Annotated in this window: 17 protein-coding genes; 8 read left to right on the top strand and 9 right to left on the bottom strand. The window is 44.3% G+C overall.

Features of this window, described 5'->3' with window-relative positions; genetic code table 11:
* Positions 1-200: 200 nt before the first annotated feature.
* A complete protein-coding gene (gene pyk / locus NWQ57_RS19845) occupies positions 201-1,634 on the top strand; it encodes a pyruvate kinase (protein ID WP_306023922.1) in 1,434 nt (477 codons plus the stop codon).
* A gap of 179 nt (positions 1,635-1,813) precedes the next feature.
* On the top strand, positions 1,814-2,989 hold the full coding sequence (locus tag NWQ57_RS19840) for a trans-acting enoyl reductase family protein (protein ID WP_306023921.1): 1,176 nt from the start codon (positions 1,814-1,816) through the stop codon (positions 2,987-2,989).
* Between the two features lie 66 nt (positions 2,990-3,055).
* Here the strand turns inward: NWQ57_RS19840 and NWQ57_RS19835 are convergent, their stop codons facing one another.
* Together NWQ57_RS19835 and NWQ57_RS19830 are read right to left on the bottom strand one after the other, a co-directional pair.
* Positions 3,056-3,304 carry an EF-hand domain-containing protein gene (locus NWQ57_RS19835; RefSeq protein ID WP_306023920.1) on the bottom strand — a complete coding sequence of 83 codons (249 nt, stop codon included), beginning with the start codon at positions 3,302-3,304 and terminating at the stop codon, positions 3,056-3,058.
* A gap of 105 nt (positions 3,305-3,409) precedes the next feature.
* A complete protein-coding gene (locus tag NWQ57_RS19830) occupies positions 3,410-4,405 on the bottom strand; it encodes a rhodanese-related sulfurtransferase (RefSeq protein ID WP_306023919.1) in 996 nt (331 codons plus the stop codon).
* Between the two features lie 283 nt (positions 4,406-4,688).
* Here NWQ57_RS19830 and NWQ57_RS19825 point away from each other — a divergent pair, with 283 nt between their 5' ends.
* Both NWQ57_RS19825 and NWQ57_RS19820 read left to right on the top strand, forming a co-directional pair.
* Positions 4,689-5,009, top strand: coding sequence for a hypothetical protein (locus tag NWQ57_RS19825; RefSeq protein ID WP_306023918.1), 321 nt, complete (start codon positions 4,689-4,691; stop codon positions 5,007-5,009).
* Between the two features lie 47 nt (positions 5,010-5,056).
* Positions 5,057-5,644, top strand: coding sequence for a CBS domain-containing protein (locus NWQ57_RS19820; RefSeq protein ID WP_306023917.1), 588 nt, complete (start codon positions 5,057-5,059; stop codon positions 5,642-5,644).
* A 38-nt stretch (positions 5,645-5,682) separates the two neighbouring features.
* Here NWQ57_RS19820 and NWQ57_RS19815 read toward each other — a convergent pair whose 3' ends face one another.
* From NWQ57_RS19815 to yejK, 4 genes are all read right to left on the bottom strand, one after another.
* On the bottom strand, positions 5,683-6,195 hold the full coding sequence (locus tag NWQ57_RS19815) for a VC2046/SO_2500 family protein (RefSeq protein ID WP_306023916.1): 513 nt from the start codon (positions 6,193-6,195) through the stop codon (positions 5,683-5,685).
* Positions 6,196-7,131: 936 nt separating this feature from the next.
* Positions 7,132-7,938, bottom strand: coding sequence for a M23 family metallopeptidase (locus NWQ57_RS19810; RefSeq protein ID WP_306023915.1), 807 nt, complete (start codon positions 7,936-7,938; stop codon positions 7,132-7,134).
* A complete protein-coding gene (locus tag NWQ57_RS19805) occupies positions 7,931-8,806 on the bottom strand; it encodes a 6-carboxytetrahydropterin synthase (RefSeq protein ID WP_306023914.1) in 876 nt (291 codons plus the stop codon). Before NWQ57_RS19805 ends, NWQ57_RS19810 begins: the two co-directional genes overlap by 8 nt.
* Positions 8,807-8,864: 58 nt before the next feature.
* Complete coding sequence (yejK, locus tag NWQ57_RS19800) at positions 8,865-9,887, bottom strand: nucleoid-associated protein YejK (RefSeq protein WP_306023913.1); 1,023 nt, start codon at positions 9,885-9,887, stop codon at positions 8,865-8,867.
* A gap of 147 nt (positions 9,888-10,034) precedes the next feature.
* Between yejK and NWQ57_RS19795 the strand changes: the two genes are divergently transcribed.
* Complete coding sequence (locus NWQ57_RS19795; RefSeq protein ID WP_306023912.1) at positions 10,035-10,253, top strand: DUF1414 domain-containing protein; 219 nt, start codon at positions 10,035-10,037, stop codon at positions 10,251-10,253.
* A 9-nt stretch (positions 10,254-10,262) separates the two neighbouring features.
* Positions 10,263-11,807, top strand: a complete 1,545-nt coding sequence (locus tag NWQ57_RS19790) for a DUF3413 domain-containing protein (protein WP_306023911.1) — start codon at positions 10,263-10,265, stop codon at positions 11,805-11,807.
* 82 nt (positions 11,808-11,889) lie between these two features.
* On the opposite strand, the gene NWQ57_RS19785 is transcribed toward NWQ57_RS19790, so the two are convergent.
* Both NWQ57_RS19785 and katG read right to left on the bottom strand, forming a co-directional pair.
* Positions 11,890-12,765: a putative RNA methyltransferase gene (locus tag NWQ57_RS19785; protein WP_306023910.1), complete on the bottom strand. Its 876-nt coding sequence runs from the start codon at positions 12,763-12,765 to the stop codon at positions 11,890-11,892.
* Positions 12,766-13,059: 294 nt separating this feature from the next.
* Positions 13,060-15,288, bottom strand: a complete 2,229-nt coding sequence (katG, locus tag NWQ57_RS19780; protein ID WP_306023909.1) for a catalase/peroxidase HPI — start codon at positions 15,286-15,288, stop codon at positions 13,060-13,062.
* Between the two features lie 300 nt (positions 15,289-15,588).
* Here katG and NWQ57_RS19775 point away from each other — a divergent pair, with 300 nt between their 5' ends.
* Together NWQ57_RS19775 and NWQ57_RS19770 are read left to right on the top strand one after the other, a co-directional pair.
* On the top strand, positions 15,589-16,266 hold the full coding sequence (locus NWQ57_RS19775; protein WP_306023908.1) for a hypothetical protein: 678 nt from the start codon (positions 15,589-15,591) through the stop codon (positions 16,264-16,266).
* A gap of 214 nt (positions 16,267-16,480) precedes the next feature.
* Positions 16,481-18,565 carry a TonB-dependent siderophore receptor gene (locus NWQ57_RS19770; RefSeq protein ID WP_306023907.1) on the top strand — a complete coding sequence of 695 codons (2,085 nt, stop codon included), beginning with the start codon at positions 16,481-16,483 and terminating at the stop codon, positions 18,563-18,565.
* A gap of 90 nt (positions 18,566-18,655) precedes the next feature.
* On the opposite strand, the gene NWQ57_RS19765 is transcribed toward NWQ57_RS19770, so the two are convergent.
* Positions 18,656-18,757, bottom strand: a complete 102-nt coding sequence (locus tag NWQ57_RS19765) for a hypothetical protein (protein ID WP_306023976.1) — start codon at positions 18,755-18,757, stop codon at positions 18,656-18,658.

The raw sequence follows: 18,757 nt of genomic DNA, 5'->3' as shown, positions 1-18,757 counted from the left end.
CGGATTTTTTACAATATATTAAAGAAAGTAATTGAAATAATTCACTTTAAGTTATGAATGAACTACCATTTTGTAATAAAATTACAAAACAGATAGTTTATAACAACAAATAAAGATAACGCAGTCTGGCAAAGAAGGATTCATTTTTTGCTGTTCAATTTTAAGCACCACAATCGCCAACAAAACAGGGCAAGGTAATCATGTTACGAAGAACAAAAATACTCGCTACTTTAGGTCCATCTACTGACACAGTTGAACAAATCGAAGCTATCCTCGCGGCTGGCGCAAATGTGGTCAGAATGAATTTCTCTCATGGCACAGCAGAAGACCATATCAACCGAGCGAACAGAGTAAGAGCTGCAGCAAAAAAACTAGGTAAATATGTCGCCATTTTAGGTGACTTACAGGGACCTAAAATTCGTGTGGCAAAGTTCGAAAACAATTCTATTGTGCTTAAAATTGGCGACAAATTCATTTTAGATGCTGATATGGACCGCAGTGCTGGAAATCAGCAAGCGGTAGGTATCGATTATAAAGCGCTGCCTGGTGATGTGAGTTCTGGCGATATTTTGTTGTTGGATGATGGCCGTATTCAGTTAAAAGTCATAGACGTTAACGGTAATAAAATTAATACCGAAGTCACCGTAGCCGGTAAATTATCAAACAATAAAGGTATCAACCGTTTAGGCGGCGGCTTATCTGCTGAAGCTTTGACTGAAAAAGATAAAGAAGACATTAAAACTGCAGCAATTATTGGTGTTGATTACCTTGCAGTGTCGTTTCCACGTAATGGTGATGACATGCGTTACGCCCGTCGCCTTGCAGAAGAAGCGGGTTGTGTGGCGATGATGTGTGCAAAAGTAGAGCGCGCTGAAGCAGTCGCCAGCGACGAAGCCATGGATGATATTATTGAGGCCTCTGATGCGGTCATGGTTGCTCGTGGTGATCTAGGCGTTGAAATTGGCGATGCTGAATTAGTTGGCGTACAGAAAAAGCTGATTTCTCGTTCACGTCAGCTAAATAAAGTGGTTATTACTGCTACGCAAATGATGGAATCGATGATCACCAGCCCAATGCCAACGCGCGCTGAAGTCATGGACGTAGCCAACGCAGTACTAGATGGAACTGATGCAGTGATGTTGTCAGCTGAAACCGCAGCCGGTGAGTTTCCAGTTGAAACTGTCGCCGCCATGGCTCGTGTTTGTCAAGGTGCTGAAACCCATCCTAGCATCAAAATATCAAAACATCGCATGGATGAAAGCTTTAACACCATTAGCGAAACCACGGCATTAAGTGCGGTATATGCTGCAAATCATTTAAAAACCATCAAAGCCATTGTAGCTTTGACCGAAAGTGGTAGCACGCCACTGCTTATGTCTCGTATCACCACTTCCTTACCGATTTACGCTCTTTCGCGTCATGAGTCCACCCTCAACGTGATGGCCTTATATCGTGGCGTCAAGCCAGTGTTTTTTGATTCAAGAGGCAGCGACCCCGGTCAATTAAAAAATGACGTGGTGACGATCATGCTCGAAAAAGGTCTGATAGAAAAAGGCGACCAGTTCATCATGACCTATGGTGACGCCATGGAAACGGTTGGCGGCACCAACGCTTGTAAGATTGTTACCGCTTAAGTAAAGGGCTTCAAGCCACTATTAAAAACGAACTTATAGAGTTCGTTTTTTTTTGCCTCAAAATAACTAATAACCTTAGTTAATGGAACTATATTATTTAAATAAATTTAGCGAATAGATAAAGCGCTTTAGAATATGAATATCGACTCATAGTTAACTTTTATCAACAGGAAGCTCTCATGAACAAGTCAAAAGAATTTGATCTCGTTGTGTATGGCGCGACAGGGTTTACCGGCCGTTTAGTGGCAGAATATTTAGTCAAGCAATACGCCAACGACTCATCACTAAAATGGGCAATGGCGGGTCGTAGCGAGCAAAAACTAGCGCAAGTTCGTGATGAAATTGGCGCTCCCTCTGACATACCTTTAGTGGTAGCTGACGCAGAAAATAAAGTCAGCATGGAGCATATGCTAGACCGGACCAAAGTCGTCTTAACCACAGTAGGGCCTTATCAATTATATGGTTCAGACCTCGTCGCCATGTGTGCAAGCAAAGGGGTAGATTACGTAGACCTATGTGGCGAACCCGTTTGGATGCGTGAAATGATTGATGCCCATGGCGAAACAGCAAAAAGTAGTGGCGCACGAATTGTGTTTTCTTGTGGTTTTGACTCTATTCCCTTTGATTTGGGTGTATTTCACTTACAAGAGCTCGCCAAACAACAACTTGGCCATACGGTGAGTCGCGTGAAAGGCCGGGTACGTAAAATGCGCGGCACCTTTTCAGGCGGCACCGCGGCAAGTTTAAAAGCGACTTTAGCGGCAGCCAAACAAGATCCAACAAAAATGCAATTGCTGCTCAATCCTTTTTCACTTACACCAGGTTTTCAGGGCACAGAGCAGCCCCACGGCAATAAACCTTATTATGATGAAGACTTGGGCAGTTGGGTAACAAGCTTTATCATGGCAGCGATTAATACTCGTAACGTACACCGCTCTAACCACCTCCTTAATTACGCATATGGTGAAGATTTTGTTTACGATGAAATGTTGATGACCGGCCCAGGCGAAAAAGGTGAAGCCATAGCAAACGCTGTTGCCTCTGACAAAAGCATGTCAGGTGACAAAGGGCCAAAACCCGGCGAAGGGCCAAGTAAAGAAGAACGTGAAGCAGGGTTTTACGACGCATTATTTGTCGGTATCGATACCAATGGACAACAAATCAAAGTGAGTGTCTCAGGGGAACTTGACCCAGGTTATGGCTCGACATCACGCATGATCGCAGAAAGTGCTATTTGCTTAGTCAAAGATGCCACCGACACAAAAGGCGGTATTTGGACAACAGCACCGGCCATGGGTGACAAACTCATTAAACGTTTGGTAGACAATGCAGGCTTGAGCTTTAAGCAAGAGTAACACTTACCCCCTTTAAAAACTAAAAAGCCCAATGTTTCATTGGGCTTTTTGATGAACAAACTGGGCTTAGTATTCCCACCAAGATTGCTGCCACCATTCTAAAAACTCTTCAAAATCAATTGAACCATCGTGGTTCTCATCAATTAAGTTAAAACCTTCTTCAACATGGCTAGCTTTAGTTTTAGGCGAGAGTATGGTCAGTAAATCGATAAATTCAGCAAGACCAATTTCACCATTGCCATCAGTGTCAAAAAAATCAAATTCTTTGCGGATTTCTGCAACTTTTTCAGCGGAAAGCGTATTTTGTTCAGACATAGTCAATTCAATTTAAGTTTTGTTACAGTGAGTTTACCGTTTAAGCCTAGCGAGTGTCTAGGCTGTAATGCAAACACTTGTTTTTTCTGCTCTTAAAACCATCAATTAGCCGTTACTTTTGCCCAAAGCAGCTCGCTGAGCACGGCGCACAGCCGCTTTTTGCTGACGTCTATGTTTAATTGCTTTGCGAGCATCTAATCCCAAATGCTCTTCTTCCCGCGCTTTGGCTAAGTTAACCTGTTTTTCTCTTTCGCGAAAACGGGCTAGTTGCTCTTCGCTATGGGTACCAAAACATTTGGGACAGCTTACGCCCTTTTCAAATTGCGGACTGTGCTTATCTTCTTCGGTAATGGGTAAACGACAACCATAACATTGGTCGTAGTGGCTTTTCTCGAGATCATGATTAACGGCAACCCGATTATCAAATACAAAACAATCACCCTGCCATAAACTTTGCTCTTTGGGCACTTCTTCTAGGTATTTTAAAATACCGCCTTCAAGATGATACACCTCAGCAAAACCCTGCTCTTTCAAATAGGCAGTGGATTTTTCACAGCGAATACCACCGGTGCAAAACATCGCTACTTTTTTGTTTTTAGCTGGGTCAAGATGCGCTTTTACATAGTGGGGAAATTCACGAAATGACTCGGTATTGGGATTTACCGCATTAGTAAAGGTACCGATTTCTATTTCATAATCATTACGGGTATCGATGACGAGTACTTCAGGATCAGAGATTAAGGCGTTCCAATCTGACGGTTGTACATACGTACCTACCGTTTTTAGCGGATCAATACCTTCAACGCCCATGGTCACGATTTCTTTTTTCAATTTTACTTTGATGCGATGAAAGGGTTGCGTTTCATCTAATGACTCTTTGAACGATATTGGCTTTAGACGAGGATCACTGTTTAAATAAGCGAGTAATTCATCAATGGTTTGACGGGTACCAGAAACCGTTCCATTAATACCCTCAGAGGCTAAGAGTAAGGTACCTCTGATATTTCTTTCTTCCATAAAAGACAGCAAGGGCAAACGTAGCGCTTCGTAATTTTCTAACGTAACAAATTTATACAGGGCACAAACAACAAATTTAGACATAATATTACCTTGCGAGTTGGGGCGTAATCCCAGAGCAAAAAAAGGGCGTGGAATTTAACAAAGTGCGCCATGTGATTCAAGCAACCGCAATAAATAATGTGTATATTTTAAGCGCTTCTAACAAATAATCACGTCTAAGTGTAAAATTAGCGTAAAAAAAACCATCTAGCATTGAATAAACCTATCAGCACCACTATTGCTTAATGTAGAGTTAAGAAACATCAGTAAAATAGCGCAATATAAAGAGTCTATTTACTTCTTTTGATAATTTTTAAGGCAAACAATGAGCACACTTACTAACACAGAAGTTAGACGTACTTCCCTCTTGGGGATTACGGTAAGTGCTATCGTTTGTATTTTGCTAACGTGGCAAGCGAGCTTCAAATCCAACGCTAGCGAAAGCGCTTTTACAAAAGTTGAACAAAATGTATTACCGTTCTTAGATCTACACCCAGAAGATGTCGATTTTGACTTGGGTATTCCAGCTCAAGCGTCTAAGCACCTTCCTTCATTTTTTAGTATTCCTCATTTCAGTACATTGCTGTCAGTGTATTTTCATGACATCTCTGTACCTCAATCGCGCGCACCGCCTTATTCACTTTAACACCTACTAAACCCTTATTTTAATTTAGTTATTGTTGGAGTATTACCATGAGCAAATACAAAACACTTGTATCTATTCCCTTGTCACAAGTAAAAACCTTAAACGTAAATGAAGTTGTTGAACCCCTAGAACTTGATAGTCCAGCAACTTTTGTCATGACCGATTTTAGCCGTCGTAGCCCACGTATAATCGATGGCGATACCAGTATCGATGAAACCATTAATATTATGAATAAAATTCATGTGCGCTCAAAGTTAGTGGTCGACAAACACCTCAGCCTTATTGGTATTGTCAATTTAGCGGATTTGATGAGTCGCAAGGTACTGATGACGGCCAATCAAAAAGGTGTAAAACGCTCTGAAATAGCCCTTACTGATGTGATGGTCAAAGTATCTGATTTACACGCGGTGAAGCTACAAAAAGTTCAAGGCTCAAGCATAGGTGATATATTGGCCACCATGCGCAACTTAGGCGAACAACATCTATTAGTGTACGATAACGACAAACATATTCGCGGTGTTATTTCAGCTGTCGATATTGGTCGCGCCTTACGTATTCCTTTGGACATCAACGCCACTGCCCATAGCTTTAAAGATGTCTTTAATGTCATTCATGAGCACACTGAATTAGGTTGATACCACGATAAAAAAGAGAGCATTGGCTCTCTTTTTTATTAAGCGCTTGTTGCAATAGGCTCGGTTTGATTAATGCCTGCCAATAAATCAAACAGCTTAGTGGGGTCTTGGGCCACCTCACTATTATTACCCGGCTTCACACGCTGACGGGTTGTTAATGCACAGTTTTCTAGCACCTCATCAGGAATGTGTTTCGCATCGTTAAACAGCGATAAAGGCTCGGGATGCATCGCCAACCATAATCTTGCATTTTGTAACTCCCCCCTTTGAATAAAGCGCTCGGTGTGTACCACCTCTTGCCAATAGTCAACATTCGCAGCTAAAGGTGCACTACGATAATGTGAAAGTGAAGGAATGTCAGAGGCTGGACTTTGCGCTTCATCCGCTGCTATGTGTGGGCGAAACAGTATATTTTGTTCAAGCATAGATAACAGTAAAGCAAACTTAGCGCCCTGCTGGGCTGCGCGGTTTAACTCACCGTTATATTCAATGTCCCTAAGTTGCTCACTAAAAACCGAGCCAGACTCAATTGTCGAATTGACATTCTGCAAACAAACACTCCAAACAATATCCTATGTACTGTATCGCTGAGTGCGGTGCATACTTGAGGGGTTTATCGTTTTTTAAAGATAAAAGAGTTGGCCTGCGGCCGGCAAAGTATCGCTACTCGATAGGGCATGCGCTTTACTTACCCGCATCCATGCGGGATATGACTGACCATCCATGGTCAGCCAGACATTTCTTCTCAACAGCCAGAAGAAGTAACCCAAAAGGGCCGTTCTTCGGCCGACGTAGTCCTCAACTTGCATCCTAGTTCGAAGAAATTTTGTTTTTTTCTCCCCGTATAAACGTTCCCTGAGTTGCACCAGAATTTACTGAGCAAACTGGCAGGGAAAGCCAGTTTAGCTTTGTCGTGTCGGGAACACGTCAAAGCCGCTTGGTAAATTCAAGCTACTCAGGATCAGAACGTTTAGTGGGGGCGGCTTCTTTTGCCTACTTTTCTTAGCTGTTGAAGAAAGAGTAACTGGCATGTCAGGGATGACATGTCATATCCGCAATAGATTGCGGTAAGCGAAGCGCATTGTCTTGGTGGCCTCAGGCCATGTACTCTCGACTCAAGGCTCGCCGGTTATTGGCTAAATTTAGTAGGTCAATTGGCATGCGGACGCCGCGCGGGATAGCCAATTGAGCTATTCGCTGTCGGGAACAGCTAAAAGCGGCCTGCTTAATTTGGTTAATAATCGGAGTGAGAGCCTTGCTGGAGAGCGGCCCTTTTTGCTTACTTTTTACGGCTGTTGGTAAAAAGTGAGTCGAGCCACGGGACGTGGTTTGAAATTAGGCATGGATGCCATAAGCGCCAGCGCATGCTTGGTGCGCGCAGCGCAGCGCATAATCTTAGTGGCCGCAGGCCATGCTTAGTGTGCGAAGCACATGCTGCTGCTTTGTAAGTAACGCGCATGCATTGTCGCAAAGCGACAATCAAAGTGTTAGCGTTTAGGCACTAACAACGCAGGATCCAGCCTTTCACCAAACCAGTTGATCCGCCAGTCAAGATGCGCGCCTGTCACTCGGCCTGTCGCACCAATTTCAGCGACTAACTGCCCTTGTTTTACCGGTGTGCCTGGTTCAACTAAGCCCTTACTTAAGTGTAAAAACGTTGAGCTAACACCTAAGCCATGGTCAATGATCATGGTGCCACCAGAGTAATACATATCTGGCACAAAAAGCGTCACAATGCCATCAGCTGGCGCATACACTGGTGTGCCTGTCGGCCCAGCCACATCTACCCCGTAGTGAGGATTTTTTGGTGTACCGTTAAACACCCGCTGGCTGCCATAAACACCGCTTATCGGGCCTTGTGCGGGCCAAATAAAGTCTTGCATAAAGTCGCTGCGATCATCATCACGTTGACGTGCAGCGGCTATTTGGCTGTTATCTAAACGGATGCGTTCTGTGACTTCTGGGGGCGGTGAAACATACTTTCCCGCCACGCCTTCGATTCGTTGAATGTTATATTCCCGTGGGCTAAGTTGCAGCGTTTTTTGCATAAGTTTACCGCTGGCGTCTTTCCAGCTTAAGGTCTGGCTGAGCTCGGCATCACGCCCAAAGCCGACGGCAAAATAGCCCTCTGACGATACGGTAATATCCTTACCATTGAGCTTTAGCTCAGATCCGTTTTTTAATTCACCGCGTAGCAAACTGCCTTGGGTTAATTGCCCGACTAACTCAAATCCTTGTGCAAAAAGGCTGGATGAAAGCAGCAAACCCACACAAAAAAACAGTTTACTAAGCATAGGCAATCGCCCCTTTACCTACACCTTCAAAGGCCAACACTTTATAAGCAAGCTGCGGCGCTAAACGTTGGTGTTCATTGGCCATAAATTGGGCTAAACACTCTACGGTTGTATCCGTATCGATTATTTCAGACTCGGCTTGGGGGATGGCCAGCTCAAAACGCCCTTGTGAAGACTCATACGCAAATAACCAGTGCTGTGAAAAATCCCCTTCGCTTAAAGTAAAACAGACTTGTGTTTCATCAACAATGTCTTCTGATGAGCCGATGTAGATATCTTGCCAGCGTTGTGCCCAATACGCTTCTAACTCAAGGTTTTCTTGCTCGTTAGTAAACACCACCACTTTTGAACGATGACCATGGGCGATACGCTGGCAATTTCCGTCGTGTTTTTTCAAACCATGGGTGTAGTGATAATAGGGCGTATTGATCACTTCAGCACGGAGCATCAACTCAATACCTTCTACGTTGTCAGGTAGGTGCGTGGCAATCACGTCCTTAAGATAGTCACTGACGCTGGGCATCGTGACGTTGTCAGCATACACAAAGGCATACGCTTCGGCGGGACAATTTAAATGAATCGAGCGGCCACCCGGGCGCAAAAAATCTACTTTGACGTAATCGGTTTTGTTATTGCGCTCTAGCTGAGTGTAAGCATGCTCGACCGGTACTAATAGCTTATGATCGATGTGCAAATCGATTAAATATTTTAATTGTTTTTTAACCTTAGAAAAATCCAGCACCATGCTTTCTTCATTAAGGTCACCGTTTAGGATCACATCGACAATCCAGCTTTCGCCTACCATGCCTCTTTCTGGGCAAAGATAAGAAAAATCCATCACGGTTAAATCGTTAACAAATAATTGCATGGTTGCGTCCGTTGTCCTCTGTCACTGTTTCGTAAGTATATCGAGTCATTATAATCTGTCAGCTTTGTGACTTGGTTAATTGGTCTTTCAAATTAGGCGGAATGCCACGGATCATCAGGGTATCACTAGATGCATCGTAACTGATACGGTCACCTAATAAACTGCGCTCAAAACTCAAGGTAATGCCCCCCCCTGCGCCACTGAACTTAGCGAGGGTTTTAAGCGCACTGCGGTCAGCTTGAAAGGTTTCTTCAACGGGTTTTTCAGCGTTTTGATTAAATTGGTAAAAGCTGTTTTCTTCACCTGGCAGTTTGCTGGCCAACTCTTTCACCTGAATATCTTCACCGTGTTCGAGCTTTTCTTTGTAGTATTCTGCAACCTTTTGACGGGCTTGATTTTTTTCTTGCGGATCAAGCGCTTCAGCGGCTAAGTATGCATCAACCGTATTCAGTAACTGCTTGTTTTGTTGTTTGATATCAACCAATTCTTCACAGCCAATGAAGTGCATGAAGAAGTCAGAGACTTTACGACCCATCCGACCTTTGATAAAGCTGATATAGCGCTGTTGTTCAGGCATCACGCTTAGCTGCGTTAAATCGATACGTACCGCTAACTGCATTTTAGCCAAATCTAGATGGTCACTGGCAGTGAGTTCAAGTGCACTGTTGATTTCAACGTGTTGCTTAGTGTTGATAATAGCGATCAGTAAATAATCCGTGGCTAAAAACTGATAGTGACTAAAAATAACAAAACCGGTTTCAACACTGCCGGTATCTAACAGAGATTTTTTAAGGCGTTCACTTGCGTTCACGCTAAATTTAACAAAGTCACCTTCATCACGAATGGCTTCTTTTAACATCTCAGCAAACGGTACTTGAGGCTCGTCGTCTTCTGCTGCTGGTTCAACAAAACCACCTACACCTTTGGCAGGTTTTACGTTAAACGCATGATTAATTTGCTGCGCTAAATCTTCAATGGCTGGACTGACGTCAAAACAGCTATTTCGAGGAATTAATACCAACTCTTGTTGTTGGTTAATACTAAGTTGGTGTACAACAAAGTGGTGTATTAGAGCACTCACGGTATATCCTTTTGCGCTATTACGAATCGATTAAAATTAAGTGCACTAACTATGTTAGGCCAAAACGCGAGGTTTATTCGCATTTTTCCCCGTGCATTGTTACTATCTCGCTAATTGCACTCGCCATTATTTTCTGAGTTATTTTACATGCCACAACAATCAAAATATTCTGACAATCAGTTTGAAACCATCATGCATGACATTATTGTTGTGCTGGAAAAACATCAAGTAAATCGCGATTTATCGCTCATGGTACTAGGTAATATCTTAACCACTATTTTTCAACAACAAGTACCAGATAATCAGCGGGCTAAAATGGCCGAACAGTTTACACAAGTGCTACTTAAAAGTATCAATGGAAAATAAAAAAGTTCTATGATTTTAGTTGAAACGCCACGTCGCAAATTAGTCACCCAATTAGTTAATTGGGGACATTGGTTTACACTGCTCAATATTGTTATTGCCATTATAATTGCGGCGATTTATATATTGAACTCACCTGCTCCAGGTACACCGCTGGGCACCTTATATTTATTTACTAACTGGTTCAGCCACATCGGCTTTCTGACCTTTTTTGGTTTTGTTATTTTAATTCTGCCCATGTGTTATTGGGTTAAAAACGCCAAAGTGGTCAAAGTCACCGCCTCGGTAACCGCCGCGATTGCGCTGGCTTTATTGGCCTTTGATGCACTGCTGTATAACAAATATGGCGTACACCTTAGTTTTGGTTCTGCCAACTTAATACGTGACGAAGCACAAACCGCCTTAGCCGAATTTGGCTGGCAACAGTGGGGATTTTTGTTTTTACTGTTCGTGGTGTGGTTATCCTTTCAGCTTATTGTGGCCAACGCCTTATGGAAACGTATTGAGCGCCTGCAAAAGCGTAAATTAGGCTTACCTATTACCACTTTTTTTGTGACCTGTTTTGTCGCGAGTCATGCCATGCACGTTTGGGCTGATGCTAATCTGTATCAACCTATTGTGCGCCAAGACGATATGTTCCCTCTTTCATATCCAGCAAAAGCCAAAACCTTATTGGCAAAGTATAACTTGCTTGATATTGAAGATTACCAACAGCGCAAAGAGTTACAGTTTAATCAAAATATTACCGGTATCGCCTACCCCAGTGAGCCTATTTACTGCCCAGTGGATAGCGCGAACAAAGTGGCGATATTAATTGTAATGGACGGTGACCTGCCAGCTAGCTTGCCCGGTTTGATGCGCGTTGAGAATAACTTCGGTGTTAACAGTAGCACTGACAATGCCATTAGCTCGGTTGTGTATGGTCTGCCAGAGCTGTATCACAATGCGCTAAAAGGCTATACACCCATTCTGTTTGATTTGCCGCAAACCCAAGGCCTAAACGTATCGGTGTATTTAAATAAAGAGAGTAATAAAGACGCTAGTTGGTCTGACTTTAAGCAATCATGGCAAGACTTTAAATTGGGCCTAAATTCCGGCACCAGCAATCTCTCTGTTGGTTTTATTGATAGCGAGCAACTCACTGAGCTACTTGCCCAAAACGTAGTCAATGAGTATAAAATAATGCTCAGTACCTTTGCCAATAATACCAACTTTTCACAAAGTTTAATGACCAACTTTAGTGTAAATCACAGTATTTCTAATCGTGAAGATTTGGCCCCAACCGCCCTGCGTTTATTAGGGTGTAATGCGCCTGCCAAAGCGTATAGCACTGGCACCAGTTTAACCCATGCTAATACGTCTGATTATGTGGTCAGTACTAAAGGTAACCGAGTGATGCTGTTTACGCCGACTAACCGCTTTGAAGTCTTAAGTAACGGTAATGTTAGAGCTTATGACTTACAAACCGGCGAAGAGGTATTTAATCAGGTAGATGTTAACTTGCTCAGTCAGGCGATTAAAAAGCTCAGTCGATTTTCAGCGAAGCAAAAAAATTAAGCGTCATAAATACAAGCAAGAAACGATTTAAATAAGAAGGGAGGCCTCAGCCTCCCTTTTTTATGCGCCTTGATAGCTAATATTAGTCTTTGTTATTGATCATTAAGGTAATGTCAAAGTCAGCACTTACTGTCTTTAGGTCTTGCAGTAATTCACGCTTTTTGTCTGCTGATATAGTCCAGTAGAATGGTGTCATCATCAATAAACTTTCACGCTCTGAATCAGAGTCTAAGCGTAAGGTAAAGGCTAAACGATGTTGACTTACTAGATTGAAGTGAGCGGGTATGGATGTGTCAACATCATGACTTACCGCGTGCTCGTAGACGTATTGTTTCAGTTCAAATAAATGCTGACTGGCTGGGGTAACCTTGAGCCATAGCCCCCCACTTTTTAGCACTCGGCTCACTTGTGAACTATCACTAGGAGCAAATACCTGAATCAGCGCATCTTGGCTGTCATCCGTAAGCGGTAAATTAAAACTACTGGCTACCGCATACTGAATATCTTTATATTTTTTCGCCGCTTTTTGAATAGCAGATTTTGAAATATCACTGCCGCTGGCATTAAGCGTGAAGCCTTTTTCAGCCAACATGCTGCGAATGGTAGCAAGGTAGTAACCCTCACCACATCCCGCATCATAAATCGAATAGACTGCTTGTTTCTCAGCGGCCGTCTTATCACTCTTTAGCGCCACAAATAGCAGCTCAGCTATTTTGCTGGCCAAAGGTAAATAGTGATCTTGTGCTAAAAACGCTCTTCTGGCAGCGACCATCTCTTTGTTGTCGCCAGGATCTTTACTGCTCTTTTGCTGGGCTAATAATAAATTAACGTAACCCTCTTTGGCACAATCAAAACTGTGTTGCTTGTCACAACGCCATACCTTGTCTTGCAGCAAGAGTGGATTGTGACAACTGGGGCATAGCCAAAACGGAGAGTGATTGTGATTGTTACTGTGCATTGGCGTCCTATTTACCCACTTTGAGTAGCAAAATCGCGATGATAACAGATTTAACCCATTTACTGCTTAGCTCATCGTATACTGCTGATATGAGACTGTTAATGTAAGGGTCTCCTTATCATGCCGATGACCTTGGTTTAGCGATACGCCTAAATACTCCAACTTTATAACAAAGTATCCCGTCTATGCTTCGGCTGTTTTTGCTACTAGCCAGCTTTTTGTGTGGCATCGTAAACGTCACAAAAAAGGCGATCCACTGATCGCCTTTTTACTCCACTATGTTTTAGGGGGTGTTTACATCATGTCGAAGCGATCTAAGCGCATCACTTTAGTCCAGGCTTTAACAAAGTCATCGGCGAACTGCTGACGAGCATCGTCTGACGCATACACTTCAGACACCGCTCTTAACTCTGAGTTTGAACCGAACAACAAGTCAACAGGCGTTGCAGTCCAACGTAATTCACCACTTTTACGATCGTAACCTTGGTATAACCCTTCCGTTGTATCAGACTTGCGCCACATGGTTGACATATCTAGCAAGTTAACAAAAAAGTCATTGCTTAATACGCCCGGTTTACTGGTAAGTACGCCATGTTTGCTGCCTGCTATATTGGCATCAAGTGCGCGCAGGCCACCAACTAACACCGTCATTTCCGGCACAGTTAAGGTCAACATATTGGCTTTGTCTACTAACAACTGGGCAGGCGAAAGCGTGTTACCTTCGGCAAAATAGTTTCTGAAACCATCTGCGTGAGGTTCGAGCACCGCAAAAGATTCAACATCGGTTTGCTCTTGCGTTGTATCGTTACGACCAGGCGCGAAAGGTACCGATAGTTTATATCCACCTTGTTTAGCCGCTTCTTCAACCGCAGTTGAACCCGCTAATACAATCAAGTCAGCCAAGGATATTTGCTTACCGCCTCTGGCGTTTTTATTGAAGTCGTTCTGAATGCTGCTTAATACACCCAGCACCTTTGCCACTTCTTGTGGATTATTGGCTGCCCAGTCTTTTTGTGGTGCTAAGGCTATGCGTGCCCCATTTACACCGCCACGCATGTCCGTACCACGGAAACTAGAGGCCGCTGACCACGCCGTTCTGATCATCTCTGGCCCCGTTAAGTCAGACTTTAGAATGGCTTTTTTAAGCTTTTCAACGTCTTTACTACTAACCAGTTTATAGTCGACAGCTGGAATCGGGTCTTGCCAAATCAAATCCACTTTGGGCGCATCGGTACCGATGTAACGTGCTCTTGGCCCCATATCGCGATGCGTTAACTTAAACCACGCTTTTGAAAACGCCAGTTCAAAGGCTTTAGGATCTTCATGAAACGCTTTAGCGATTTTGTTGTAACTTGGATCTTCTTTTAAGGCTAAATCCGTAGTGAACATAATCGGCGCATGACGCTTACCTGCCACATGCGCGTCAGGTACTAAATTAGCGGCGGCACCGTCTTTCGGTATCCACTGCGTCGCACCCGCTGGACTGAGGGTTTTTACCCACTCAAAACCAAAGAGGTTATCCAAATATTGCATGGTCCATTGAGTGGGACTCACTGACCAAGCACCTTCTAAACCACTGGTGACTGTATCTTCAGCGTTGCCCTTACCACATTTGTTTTTCCAGCCAAAACCTTGCTCTTCAACCCCAGCCGCAGCGGGAGCGTCGCCCACACATTCTTCCGGTTTGTGCGCACCGTGCGCCTTACCGAAGGTATGTCCACCTGCAATCAAAGCAACCGTTTCTTCATCGTTCATTGCCATGCGACCAAAGGTATCACGAATATCAGCAGCAGCTGATATCGGATCATGATTACCATTTGGGCCTTCTGGGTTTACGTAAATCAAGCCCATTTGCACAGCCGCTAGAGGTTTTTCTAGCTTTCTTTCACCACTGTAACGTTCATCTCCACCAAGCCATTCTTTTTCTGGTCCCCAATATACGAGGTCAGGCTCGAAGTCATCTTCACGGCCACCGGCAAAACCAAAAATGGTAAAGCCCATGGACTCCATCGCCACGTTACCAGTTAACACCATCAAATCAGCCCACGAAATACTGCGGCCATATTTTTGCTTAATCGGCCACAGTAAACGGCGTGCTTTGTCTAGGTTAACGTTGTCTGGCCAGCTGTTAAGGGGTTCAAAACGTTGTTGTCCGCCTGCACCGCCGCCTCGACCGTCAGACATACGATAGGTGCCTGTGCTGTGCCACGCCATGCGCACAAAGAAAGGCCCATAATGGCCATAATCTGCAGGCCACCAATCTTGTGAGGTGGTCAATACTTCAGTGATATCTTTTTTGACAGCTTCAAGATCAAGTTTGTTAAAAGCTTGGGCATAATCAAATGATGCACCAAGTGGATTAGACGCTGGGTCATTCTGGCGTAAAGGTTGAAGGTTAAGTTGTTTAGGCCACCAAAATTGATTGGTTTTAGGTTCGCCTTCAGCAAAAGCTGACTGCGAGCTAAGCAGTGGCGTAAGCGCCAATGAAATAGCAGTAAGGATATGGAGCGGTTTTTTCAGCATAATAGTTGTCCTGTTGTTGCACTGATGTCCGCTGATAAGCATAGATAGCAATGAGCAAATAGCAGAGCTGGAAAAACAGATTGACCTAATCGGCTTTGTTAATCATTTGTAGCATTTTATTTTTTAGCGACTTATGTTATGCGCTGTAAACTAAATCCCTTATGCCAATGGCCTTAACGCCATTAAAACTGAAGATAATGACGTAATCCACGAGGTAAACGCCGCAAAATATGCTACTGTGCGCGGCTTATTTATACCAATTGGTATTAGTGCGTATTTTACATATCGATTAGGCAGAATATGATCCCTTGGACCCATCTAGATAGCGCCCACATTCCCAACAATGGCGGCGAATTAAAATTTATGCAGCGAGGTGACGAGTTTTCAATTCGTTTGTCAGGGGTACGCGGTGAGTTAATGAATAGCCGAGTGTTTAACTCTGAAAAAGTCCTGTCTGAGCTTGGTTGTGCTCACCTCACACATACCGATAAAGCGCACGTTTTGGTTGGTGGACTTGGCATGGGATATACCTTGGCGGCCGCATTAAAAGCGGTAAACAGTAGCGCACTGGTCACCGTGGCAGAACTTATCCCAGAAGTCGTTAAATGGAACCAAGGTCCTTTAGGCGCTTGTGCTAAAAACCCCTTAGCTGATCCGCGTACACAAGTACACATCGGTGATGTCAAACAGCTGTTAGTGAGCAACACGCCCACCTTTGATGCCATTTTGCTTGATGTCGACAACGGCCCTGAAGGCCTCACTCATGCGGATAACAATTGGATTTATTCAATTGAAGGATTAGAGAGTATTTTTACCACCTTGCGCCCTGGCGGCAGGCTTGCGGTGTGGTCAGCCGGTCCTGATTATTTGTTCACTGTACGTTTGAAAAACGCTGGTTTTAAGGTAGATACTCGTATCGTGCGTTCGCGCCCAGGTAAGGGCAGTAAACACACTATCTTTTTGGCTAAAAAGCCTTAAAACAAATTATGTCACCAAACATTCAATTTAACGACATCAGTGATAGCGGTGATCTAGAGAATAAAGTCCAACGAGTTTGTCGCTCGCCGCTATAAATTGGCCCTTAAATCTCCTCGGTCGACCTTGGCTTTAATGCTATTGTTCGAGGCTTTATTTTTTAGCAATATTACACTGCACAGAGCCTTATTTTTCTTCGTTTAAGGATAGCCATACGATGTTTTCTTTATCTACACACCAAACTACCAGCGTACTTTTTATCATTTTTAATCTGCTTGGGAGTTTTGAATCACGCGCCAATAGTGCCTTCGATAGTCGGGTCCCAGAGCTAAGCGCTTCTCAACAAGTCCCTCAGCAACAACACTCTCACGAGCATGACGAGCCAAAAGAGGCGCATGAAGATGAGGGCGAACACCACGAGCATGACGAAGAGGTCGAATCTATCGTTGTGTTATCAACCCGTTTAGGGCGCTCAGTCAATGATGAGCCCATCCGTGTAGAAATTATTAATCAAGAAGAGCTCGAAGAAAAAGCCATGATGCGCCCGGGTAATATTTCTATGCTAGTGGCAGAAACAGGTGGGGTACGAGTTCAAACCACCTCTCCGGCTCTCGGTAGTGCGAATATTCGTTTACAAGGCCTGTATGGTCGTTACACCCAGCTACTGAATGATGGGTTACCGCTTTACGGAGGCCAGGCCGCCTCTATTGGTTTGCTGCAAATTCCTCCAACTGATTTATCTGGGGTCGAAATCATTAAAGGCTCAGCATCATCCCTTTACGGGGGGTCGGCGATGGGCGGAGTGATCAATTTAATTTCACGTAAGCCTAAAGATGAGGCAGAAGGCGAGTTGCTTTTAAACGCGACATCACGAGATGGACAAGATATCACTGGGTACGTTGCATCGCCCGTCAATGATTCGCTAGGGGCTTCGTTGACCCTCGGTGGCCATCATCAAAGCACGCAGGATTTTGACGATGATGGATGGATTGATCTGGCGGGCTATGAACGTTTTACCGCAAGACCCCGTGTGTTTTGGCAAGGTGAAAACGGCGCAAACCTATACGCGACAGCTGGTTTCATGACAGAGGAGCGTCAAGGTGGCACGATATCTGGCCGCACCACTCCTGATGGTAATGCCTTTGTGCAAAACCAAGACAGCGAACGCTTTGATGCAGGTATGATTGCAAACGTGCCCTTAAGTGAAGCCTTAGATTGGTCTTTGCGTAGTTCGGCCATGGTGCAAAATCATAACAAACAGTTTGGAGAGGTCGTAGATGACGACCGTCACGAAAGTTATCTACTTGAAAGTGCCGTTGCCGGCTACACCTTAAGCACTCAATGGGTGGTCGGCGTTGCCTTGCAATCTGATCGTTTTCAATCAGCGGATTTTCCCAGCTTCAACTATCGCTACGACGTACCTGGCATCTTTGCTCAAGCCGATTATGAAATCAGCGAGCAACTATCAAGTTCGTTGAGTGGTCGCTTAGACGATCATAGCGAATTTGGCACGCAGTTCAGCCCACGCATTTCTTTACTTTACCGGCCCGATGAGTGGACTATCAGGGCATCCTATGGGCGAGGTTATTTTGCCCCCACGCCCTTTGTTGAGGCGATTGAAGCGGCGGGTCTTGCTCGCCTTGCGCCCTTACGTGATATTCAAGAAGAAAGCGCGGTAACATCTTCGTTGGATGCGGTTTATCAGTATAAACAACTTGAAACCAGCTTAACCTTGTTTAGCTCAATGGTGGAGGGTGTGACCGAGTTGGAGGCCTTTTCGTCGCAAACCGCTGGACCACTGGACCGCGTTCGTTTAGTCAATGCAAGGGGTAAATCTCGCATCTACGGCTCTGAGCTGATGTTACGTTATAAATGGCAAGACGTTAAAGTAACCGGCAGTTACCTGTTTTTAGACGCCACCGAGTTTGATGTAAACAGTGAAACACGCCAGCGCATAGCGCTTACACCTCGTCATTCTGCTGGTTTGGTTGCCATGTGGGAGCGACACGGCGAAGGACGTGTAGGTTTTGAAGCCTATTATACTGGCGATCAACGCCTTGATGGCAATCCGTATCGCGCTACGAGTAAAGCGTATTGGCACCTGGGTTTATTGGGTGAAATAACCATGGGCCAATTCAGCTGGTTTATCAATGCAGAAAATCTGCTTAATATTCGCCAGACCAAAGAAGACCCCTTGGTTTTGCCCGCCCAAGCACCAGATGGTCAGTGGACCACCGATATTTGGTCACGTAACGATGGATTTATTGTCAACGCAGGTGTCAGGATCCGCTTTAAGGGCTAACAAACGTTTAACAGCCTCCAAGCTTAAAGTGGCTTGAGGCTCAGCCAATAGTGCAATGTGGCCTGACTACTGCTCAACAAAAAAGGGCGTTTACTTAGCAAAAATAGCGTTTAAGGTCTGACGCATAACATCACTGTTAGCATCTTGCCCTGTCCAATATTTAATTCCTAATAGACCTTGATTGACCAACAT

Source organism: Paraglaciecola sp., from assembly GCF_030730205.1.
Taxonomy (GTDB): Bacteria; Pseudomonadota; Gammaproteobacteria; order Enterobacterales; family Alteromonadaceae; genus Paraglaciecola.
The sequence above is the reverse complement of the archived record's forward strand: the minus strand, read 5'-3'. Positions and strand labels throughout refer to the sequence as shown.

Coding starts and splice junctions, on each gene's coding strand:
- NWQ57_RS19840 (WP_306023921.1), top strand. CDS start 1,814: ATGAACAAGTCAAAAGAATTTGATCTCGTTGTGTATGGCGCGACAGGG.
- NWQ57_RS19775 (WP_306023908.1), top strand. CDS start 15,589: ATGATCCCTTGGACCCATCTAGATAGCGCCCACATTCCCAACAATGGC.
- NWQ57_RS19785 (WP_306023910.1), bottom strand. CDS start 12,765: ATGCACAGTAACAATCACAATCACTCTCCGTTTTGGCTATGCCCCAGT.
- NWQ57_RS19820 (WP_306023917.1), top strand. CDS start 5,057: ATGAGCAAATACAAAACACTTGTATCTATTCCCTTGTCACAAGTAAAA.
- pyk (WP_306023922.1), top strand. CDS start 201: ATGTTACGAAGAACAAAAATACTCGCTACTTTAGGTCCATCTACTGAC.
- NWQ57_RS19805 (WP_306023914.1), bottom strand. CDS start 8,806: ATGCAATTATTTGTTAACGATTTAACCGTGATGGATTTTTCTTATCTT.
- NWQ57_RS19810 (WP_306023915.1), bottom strand. CDS start 7,938: ATGCTTAGTAAACTGTTTTTTTGTGTGGGTTTGCTGCTTTCATCCAGC.
- NWQ57_RS19765 (WP_306023976.1), bottom strand. CDS start 18,757: ATGTTGGTCAATCAAGGTCTATTAGGAATTAAATATTGGACAGGGCAA.
- NWQ57_RS19835 (WP_306023920.1), bottom strand. CDS start 3,304: ATGTCTGAACAAAATACGCTTTCCGCTGAAAAAGTTGCAGAAATCCGC.
- NWQ57_RS19825 (WP_306023918.1), top strand. CDS start 4,689: ATGAGCACACTTACTAACACAGAAGTTAGACGTACTTCCCTCTTGGGG.
- katG (WP_306023909.1), bottom strand. CDS start 15,288: ATGCTGAAAAAACCGCTCCATATCCTTACTGCTATTTCATTGGCGCTT.
- NWQ57_RS19830 (WP_306023919.1), bottom strand. CDS start 4,405: ATGTCTAAATTTGTTGTTTGTGCCCTGTATAAATTTGTTACGTTAGAA.
- NWQ57_RS19790 (WP_306023911.1), top strand. CDS start 10,263: ATGATTTTAGTTGAAACGCCACGTCGCAAATTAGTCACCCAATTAGTT.
- NWQ57_RS19795 (WP_306023912.1), top strand. CDS start 10,035: ATGCCACAACAATCAAAATATTCTGACAATCAGTTTGAAACCATCATG.
- NWQ57_RS19770 (WP_306023907.1), top strand. CDS start 16,481: ATGTTTTCTTTATCTACACACCAAACTACCAGCGTACTTTTTATCATT.